General features: G+C 42.2%; 5 protein-coding genes. 1 reads left to right on the top strand and 4 read right to left on the bottom strand.

Annotated elements, in window-relative coordinates:
• Positions 1 to 257: 257 nt before the first annotated feature.
• Positions 258 to 680, bottom strand: a complete 423-nt coding sequence (locus F6K63_RS24785; RefSeq protein ID WP_008188665.1) for a type 2 periplasmic-binding domain-containing protein — start codon at positions 678 to 680, stop codon at positions 258 to 260.
• Positions 681 to 860: 180 nt separating this feature from the next.
• Between F6K63_RS24785 and F6K63_RS24780 the strand changes: the two genes are divergently transcribed.
• Entirely contained in the window at positions 861 to 2,120 is a 1,260-nt protein-coding gene (locus F6K63_RS24780) for a uracil-xanthine permease family protein (protein ID WP_287313371.1), read from the top strand.
• 267 nt (positions 2,121 to 2,387) lie between these two features.
• On the opposite strand, the gene F6K63_RS24775 is transcribed toward F6K63_RS24780, so the two are convergent.
• Genes F6K63_RS24775 through F6K63_RS24765 form a run of 3 tightly spaced genes read right to left on the bottom strand, consistent with a single transcriptional unit; the run spans position 2,388 to position 7,170 of the window.
• On the bottom strand, positions 2,388 to 3,872 hold the full coding sequence (locus F6K63_RS24775; protein WP_287313370.1) for an AAA family ATPase: 1,485 nt from the start codon (positions 3,870 to 3,872) through the stop codon (positions 2,388 to 2,390).
• A complete protein-coding gene (locus F6K63_RS24770; protein WP_287267846.1) occupies positions 3,865 to 4,224 on the bottom strand; it encodes a hypothetical protein in 360 nt (119 codons plus the stop codon). The genes F6K63_RS24775 and F6K63_RS24770 overlap by 8 nt, the downstream gene beginning before the upstream one ends.
• A 33-nt stretch (positions 4,225 to 4,257) precedes the next feature.
• A complete protein-coding gene (locus F6K63_RS24765; RefSeq protein WP_502708353.1) occupies positions 4,258 to 7,170 on the bottom strand; it encodes a CHAT domain-containing protein in 2,913 nt (970 codons plus the stop codon).
• Positions 7,171 to 7,761 lie beyond the last annotated feature (591 nt).

The following is a 7,761-nucleotide window of genomic DNA, read 5'->3' as shown; positions in this document are numbered from 1 at the left end:
AGATTAGCGATCGCACTCTTATACACACTTAACTCTTTTTGTCAATTTAGGGCGATCGCCTCTCTATGCACACTTGACTCTTTTTGTCAAGTTTTATGTTAAGAAAGATGTTTATAAAGCATAGCTTAGTAAGGGGGGTTAGGGGGGATCCGCTTTCCCTTCCCCCCTTAGTAAGGGGGGTTAGGGGGGATCCGCTGTTCCCTTCACACCAAAAAGTATGTCCTAAACTATAGTTCCGTTGCTATAAAAGACGTTTCCTAATCTTCCCGCTGGAAGAAGCAAACCACATCCCGTATATAAAAATCGTTATAGAGGTCGCCAGCAGAGGGGTTTGGCAAATCTACGGCTTCAACCTCCAGCTCATTATCCCCATCCTTCAGGATGCCAGCACCAATGTTAATGATTTGGGTAAACCAGTGATTCGGATTAGCTCCCTCGTAGGAGTAGATCTTCCCTACACTTTTACCATTGATTTTGACCTCTGCATCACTGTCGGTTGCTGTCAATCCCTTAACCATCAACATCAGGATCGCAGCGCCGCCCTTGTAGCGTCCCCCTGTGTTGAAGGTCTTTTTCCAGAGGCTAGCACCACCATCGCCAATTCTGCGATTGATATCTCCCTGGATCACCACAAAGTTACCGGTGACTAGTTTAGTAGACGCAGTTGCTTTCTGTTCCATGTTTTTTGTAATTATCAAGTTATAAGCTAGTTGTTTGGAATTCTATCAGCTTTGGTGGGTAATGTCCCTTGAGGAATTACTGAATCAATCCCGAGTTATGATATGGAATAATTTCCATGCTTCCTCACTGAGTTCAGTGTAAGATAACTTTTAAGCAATTGACAAAAGCGTCCGCAACTCATGAGTGAATTCCCTGAACATTCACCGAACCCAGAGCTTCAAGCCACCACAGTTTCAACAGTTTATAACTTCCGTTTTAAAGATATCCTCCTCGGGGCACAGATGCTGTTTGTTGCCTTTGGTGCGTTGGTGTTAGTCCCCATTCTAGCCGGAGTAAACCCGAATGTTGCCCTGTTTACTTCTGGTGTGGGAACGTTATGTTTTCAACTGGTTACGGGGGGTAAAATTCCCGTTTATCTCGCTTCTTCCTTCGCCTTTATCGCCCCCATCACCTTGAGTGTTGAGAAATATGGTTTGCCTGCAACCTTATCTGGACTTGCAGCTGCTGGCATTGTTTATCTGATTTTAAGTCTAATTATTTTTTGGCGCGGTTCGGGTATGATTACCCGTATTTTACCCCCGATTGTCACCGGACCAGTGATTATGGTGATTGGTCTGAGTTTAGCTTCAACTGCTGTAAAAATGGCATCAGAAGCTGGGGAAGGATACAGCGAAGGGATGGCAATTAGTGTAGCAATGATTTCTCTATTAGCCACGATGCTAACTGCCATTTTAGGGCGGGGTTTTTTACGATTAATTCCGATTTTGATGGGGATAGGAGTCGGTTATCTGGTAACTTTACCGTTAGGGATGGTGGATTTTACACTTGTTAGTCAAGCTCCTTGGTTTCAAATACCTGAATTTACCAGACCCAGTTTTAGTTTACCAGCAATTTTATTTATTGTACCCGTTGCGATCGCTCCTGCCATTGAACATATTGGCGATGTTTTAGCCATTAGTTCTGTGACTGGAAATAATTATCTTCAAGAACCCGGTTTACATCGCACCCTGTTAGGGGATGGATTAGCAACAACATTGGCGGCTTTTGTTGGTGGCCCTCCCAACACCACCTATTCGGAAGTTACAGGGGCAGTTGCCTTAACGAAAACTTTTAATCCAGCGATTATGACCTGGGCAGCTATTATCGCTATTTTACTCTCTTTTTTAGGAAAGTTAGAAGCCCTTTTAAAAACTATTCCTGTGCCAGTAATGGGAGGAATTTTAATTATTTTATTTGGCACAATTGTGGTGATTGGGATGAACAGTATTGTTCGCTCTAGCGCAGATTTATTAGAATCCCGTAATCTTGTGATCGTTGCTGTAATTTTAATGCTAGGGGTAGGGGGAATGAGCGTCAATGCAGGAGGGTTTGCCTTGGAAGGGATTGGACTTTCTAGTATTCTTGGGGTGTTATTAAATGGGCTACTTCCAGACAAATAGCTATAGCGCTACGCTTAGCGTCAGAAGTCAGAAGTCAGAAGTCAGAAGTCAGAAGTCAGAAGTAAGCTAAACTCACGTTTCGGAGTTTAGGAGCGACTGCATCAAGACAATGTCAAACATCTGAATGCGTAGTGCTATATATAGCGGTTTATAGGCTAATGAGGTACACAGGATTTTTTACCTCTTGGCTCTTGCCTCTTGGCTCTTGCCTCTTGCCTATTCCCTATTCCCTATTCCCTATTCCCTATTCCCTGTTCCCTTGAGTACTCATTTTGATACCAATTTGATAATTCGATACATAATTAACCCAGCGATCACACCAAAGCCAACATGAAATAGCACAAACACGACAGTGTAAGTCAAGCAAGGTGTAACACCAGCAGTGGGGCAATCTAAGGATTCTTTCGAGTATAGTTGGGTGATAATAGATTCTATTGGTTTAGCATCGGTTTGAGAAGAAATACCACTGACCGCTAAACCAGTACCGACCAGGGCAATCCAACGTTCTAATTGTTTTTCTCGTTCTTCAGCAGCTTTCTGTTCCTGATGCCGAATTGACTCTAATTGTTTTTCTCGGGCTTGATCAGCCTCCTCCTTATCTCTGAGGGCTTTTTCCAAAGCGCGATCGCATTCTGCCTGTTCAATGTCCACAATGCCTCGGATACTACCAAGCATCTGGTCAAATAGTTGCTGACCGGGTTTGAGATAATTCATGTCGGTTTCAATCTGTTTTTTAAACCGTTTAGTTCTTTGGTTGAAGAAGTCTTCCAAAAACTTGATAGTATCGTCTTCGAGGCTATGTTCACAGATTTTGTTTAGCCAGTAGTCATAGTTGTAGTCATTGGTAGCGATCGCATTTTTGTGGTCCTCCATGTCTCGCAGATAACCAGCATACTCAAAGGTCTTGGGTGGCATCTCCGTCAGTTTCTGCTTCAGTTGCTCTAGCCGTGTTTCTGGCTCCCTTGGCAATTCCTTGAAGCCTTTAACCTCTTGTTCCAGTTGGCTATAGAGCGCTCTAGTTTGGCGATAACACCAACGGGCTTGATCATAAGCAAACAGGATTTTACTGCGACAGCACAACAGATTGAAAAAAGACAAGGAAGTCTTTTCAACCAGCTTTGAGGTTTCTGGGTTACGGTTTAACCAGACCAGAAGGTGACATTGCTCCGTTGGTTTCTCCTTACGGTTGTCATAGGCAAAAATTGGACTACCAAATAACTGCCCAGATGCCATAAACTGCGGTTTTTGGTCGCTTCCCTGGAAAAAAGCATCCACACAGGCATCGGCTAACTTTCTATCTTCCTCAAGAGTGCCCACGGGTTCGCCATAGAGCACTAAGGTTTGTCCCAAGGAAGCTTGAATGTTGCTGGCTAGGAGGCACCCTTGGGGATTGAAGTGACTAAATTCACTGGCTGCAACAGTAGTATTCTGGCAATACAGGGTTAGGTCAACGGCATAAGTATCATGAATTTTAGCCGGATAGACCTGGACCGTTAGGGGAGAGCCTGCTAGTTGCAGTGGTGCAGTGTAGGTTAAGGGAGTATTCCCTGTTTCGCTTAGAGGGGATGGTATTTTTTCCGGTAAAGATTTCAGGTCTGGGATACCTAGGGGTTGGCTGAGGTTAGCACAGTGTTGCCACAACTGATCCGCATCCGGTCGCAACTGTTCCAGTTCTTGGCTTAAGTCTTGGCAGAGATGAAAAGCATAAAGGGTGACGCTGGGGTTTTTGAGTCGCAAGGCGGTATCAGTCATCAGTGGGAGTGTTGGGTTTTTCGGTTTCTGGGGGAGAACTCTGACGGAGAGCGTTGAGTAGTTCTTCTTTCAAGTTCTTTTCATACTCAGCTTTAGTTTCTGCAGTGGGGAAAGCGGCTGCAGCTGGCCTCTCACCAATTGGTTCATCATCTGGGAGACTTCTACGTACTTGCTGCAAAGCAGTATTAATTTCTGGTAATTTATTGCACCAATCTAATAGTAATTTGGATATTTCTTGAAAATCTTCTGGAATCTTGTCCAAGAGAGTTTGTCTGTCTTGAGTATTCAACAGGTCTGGATTATTTTTTAGTAACTTTATAAACGCTTTAACGTTTTTTTGTGCAAATGTCATGTTAAAATATCCCAATTTAATTACTATAAACTACTAGTTGCCAATGGCAACGAAAGCTGCCCAATAGTAGGGGTTATGAAAAGGTTTTTCCATAGAATCTAGCTTATAAAACCAGTCGCCTAACTGTTCTTGGTGACTCAGAATCAAGGGCAAATGGCTTGCCCACTCCTCTAATTCTTCTTTGGTGCTATCCCGCAGCCAGAGTTGTGCTTGGTTAAGGGCAACTGCTAAAGGTATCTGCTCTCGCAGATTCTGATAAAATTTAATCATCAACAACGCTGTCGATAAATCGTTTAGCATCCACAAGCTACTAACTACTGCTGGACTCCCCGCCACTAGGAAACCACTGGGTAACCCAATGTATTCATCGCTGATGTTATTGTAATCAATTAATCCAGTTTCACAAGCGGAAAGGGTGACCAGGCGACATTGTTTTAATTGTAACTCAAAGACATCATCGATAGTTAAACATTGGTCTAGGTCATATTTTTCCTCTTCACTTATCCGTAAATAGCGCTCCGGATTGGTTTCAGCAGATGCCGGTTTGTGGGCATTGGCCAGAATTAGAGCGGATTTCCGGGGTTCTTGGTAATTAAAATAACCGTGACAACTAAAATGTAAACAGTGGTAACTGTTGAGAGGTTTGCTATCTATAGCAGCTTTGGTGGCATCGTTTTCTACAATAACCTCTGTATCTGGTGGTGGGTTAAAGTAGCGTTTAATTACGTCTACTTCGATAGGAGTGTAATCTAAATCAGCACTGGGGTTTTGAACCGCAAACAGGTGGGTAAACTCTTCTGGGCGTTTTCTGGTTTGAGTAAGTTGGAGTAATTGACAGCTAGGGGCGTAACTTACCCCTGCTGGAAAGCGATCCATTAGAATTTTAGGTTTACCTTCTCCCTGCTGACTGGTAATCGGTAAAGCATGAAGGGGGAACAAATGTAAATAGCGATGGGGGATTAAAATTAAGCGATCGCACTCTGGGGGAATCTGCTGAATAATGTCATCTATGTGAATAATTTTTGCCAACAGATGGAGGCGAGTATTCAGACGGCGTTGCCAAGGCGATTCTTTTGGATATTTTCGGTTACTTAGCCAGGTTTTATGATTATTGTAAGCTCTTAAATATCCATTTATCCACTTTCCCAATTTCTCTAAGTCTTTTGGCTCAGATTGCCAAACTATGGGCTGTTGAGTTTCGCTGGTAAAGATAAACGCAAGCAGCTTATCCCCTGTAATGTAAAATTCTACAATGGCAGTATGGTCATCCAGTTTCTGCTGAAATTGCTCAAAGTTAAAGCTAGAACCGATAGGTAAATAGTGGTCTTGTAAATCATTGCGCTGCTGTCGCAATGCTTGAAGACGTTGTGCTAAGACTTTTGGATTTTCAGCTTTGCCCTGTTGGATTTGATATTGACCTGCTGCTATTTCATCCCTGTATTGTTCTAATTGAGTAGCAACATCTACAGGAAAGATGGTTTTCAGGTCACGGCGGAGAATCTCGTCAACTAAATTGCCGGTTTTGCTCCGTTCCACATAGTCAATGGCTGCGGTGATATTAGTTAATGCTAGGCAAACTTCTACCATGCCTCCATAGCTTCCGTGGTGCTTTTCAGCTAGTTTAGTCTTGTATTCTTCTACTCTAGAACCAGAAATAATTTCATCTCGCAGGAATTCTACGGTTTTAATGGCAGCATCAAAAGCCTTGTAAGCTTCCCGGAAATTTTGAGCATCTTGGTAAGCAAAACCCAGGTTATTTTTAGTATCTAGATAGTTTTGAGGAAAAGCCTCAAAGGTTAATAGTCTAAGAGGTTCTTCTAAACAAGCGATGGCTTGTTCTATATTCTTTGCTTTCTCACCTTTTATGCGCTTACGGTAAGCATTACCGAGATTATGTTGTGTGATTGCCCAATCATAAGGAAATGCCTCAAAGGTAAAAACTCTAAGAGCCTGTTGGTAACAAGCGATCGCATCTTCTATATTCTTTGCTTTCTCTCCTTTGATGCGGTGACCGTAAGCATTACCGAGATTAATTTGTGTCATTGCCCAATCATAAGGAAATGCCTCAAAGGTTAATACTCTAAGAGCTTCTTGGTAACAAGCGATCGCATCTTCTATATTCTTTGCTTTCTCTCCTTTGATGCGGTCACCGTAAGCAATACCGAGATTATTTTGTGTCATTGCCCACTCAATAGGAAAAGCGTCAAAGGTTAATACTCTAAGAGCTTCTTGGTAACAAGCGATCGCTTCTTCTATATTCTGTGCTTTTTCACCTTTGATGCGGTCACCGTAAGCATTACCGAGATTATTTTGTGTCATTGCCCAATCTTCAGGAAATGCCTCAAAGGTTAATACTCTAAGAGCTTCTTGGTAACAAGCGATCGCATTTTCTATATTCTCTGCTTTCTCCCCTATGATGCGGTTACGGTAAGCATTACCGAGATTAATTTGTGTCATTGCCCAATCTTCAGGAAATGCCTCAAAGGTTAATACTCTAAGAGCTTCTTGGTAACAAGCGATCGCATTTTCTATATTCTCTGCTTTCTCCCCTATGATGCGGTTACGGTAAGCATTACCGAGAATATTTTGTATCATTGCCCAATATTCAGGAAATACTTCACGGGTGAAAACAGTTAGTATAACTTTATAGCCAGTAATGGCAATTTCTATATTGCTGGCTTTGTCACCCAAGGGGAATTGCTTAATTAGAGTGCTGAAAATTAAAATAACTGCTGCTAGGGATGTGGCTTGATCTGGTTTTAATTCTTCAAGAGTAGTTGTTGCCGAATCCCGCAATTTATCTGCTAAGGTCTGATTAAGTTTATCTGTATTTGCTTCCAGTAATTTCTCAACTACCTGCTGATTACCATTACTGGAAGCAATTGCTTTTAGTACCTCTAACAGAAAGTCGAGTTGGGCATCAGATGTATTGTCAGTCATTGCCATCCACTGCTCTACAATAGTTATTCAAAAAATAGACTTATTGAAAGCACCCTGGATTTACCAATCTTCCGCCACTGCCAATTTAAGTATTCAGCCTAAGCGCTACGCCTACACTACTTGAGGTGCTAATGGGCTACGGGCACCCTAACTTAGTCATAGCTTACTTCTGACTTCTGACTTTTTACTTCTAACTTGCGCGTAGCGCTATATCCCTTAGGGAAAAACAAGAGGCAGAACCTGATAAATTATAGCATTCCTAAAGAAGTCAGAAGTCTGAAGTTAGAAGTCTGAAGTTAGAAGTCTGAAGTGGGTAGTACTGTATTAACATCTAACACACGAGTACCGATTAACCGAAAACTAGTACTGTTGTATGTTAAACATGTACTGATGTATAACAAAGGACTACTAATTTCTCGTTAACTAGTATTGGTGTATAACAAACGAGTACTGGTGTATAACAAATGGGTACCCATTTCTCCTTAACGAGTACCCGTTTCTCGCAAACGAGTACTCGTTTCTCACATAGCAGTACTCGTTTCTCAGTAACTAGTACTTGTTGCTAATTTACTAGTACAAATGTATTAAAAACCGGTA

The organism is Moorena sp. SIO1G6, assembly GCF_010672795.1.
GTDB classification, from domain to species: Bacteria; Cyanobacteriota; Cyanobacteriia; order Cyanobacteriales; family Coleofasciculaceae; genus Moorena; species Moorena producens.
The sequence above is the reverse complement of the archived record's forward strand: the minus strand, read 5'-3'. Positions and strand labels throughout refer to the sequence as shown.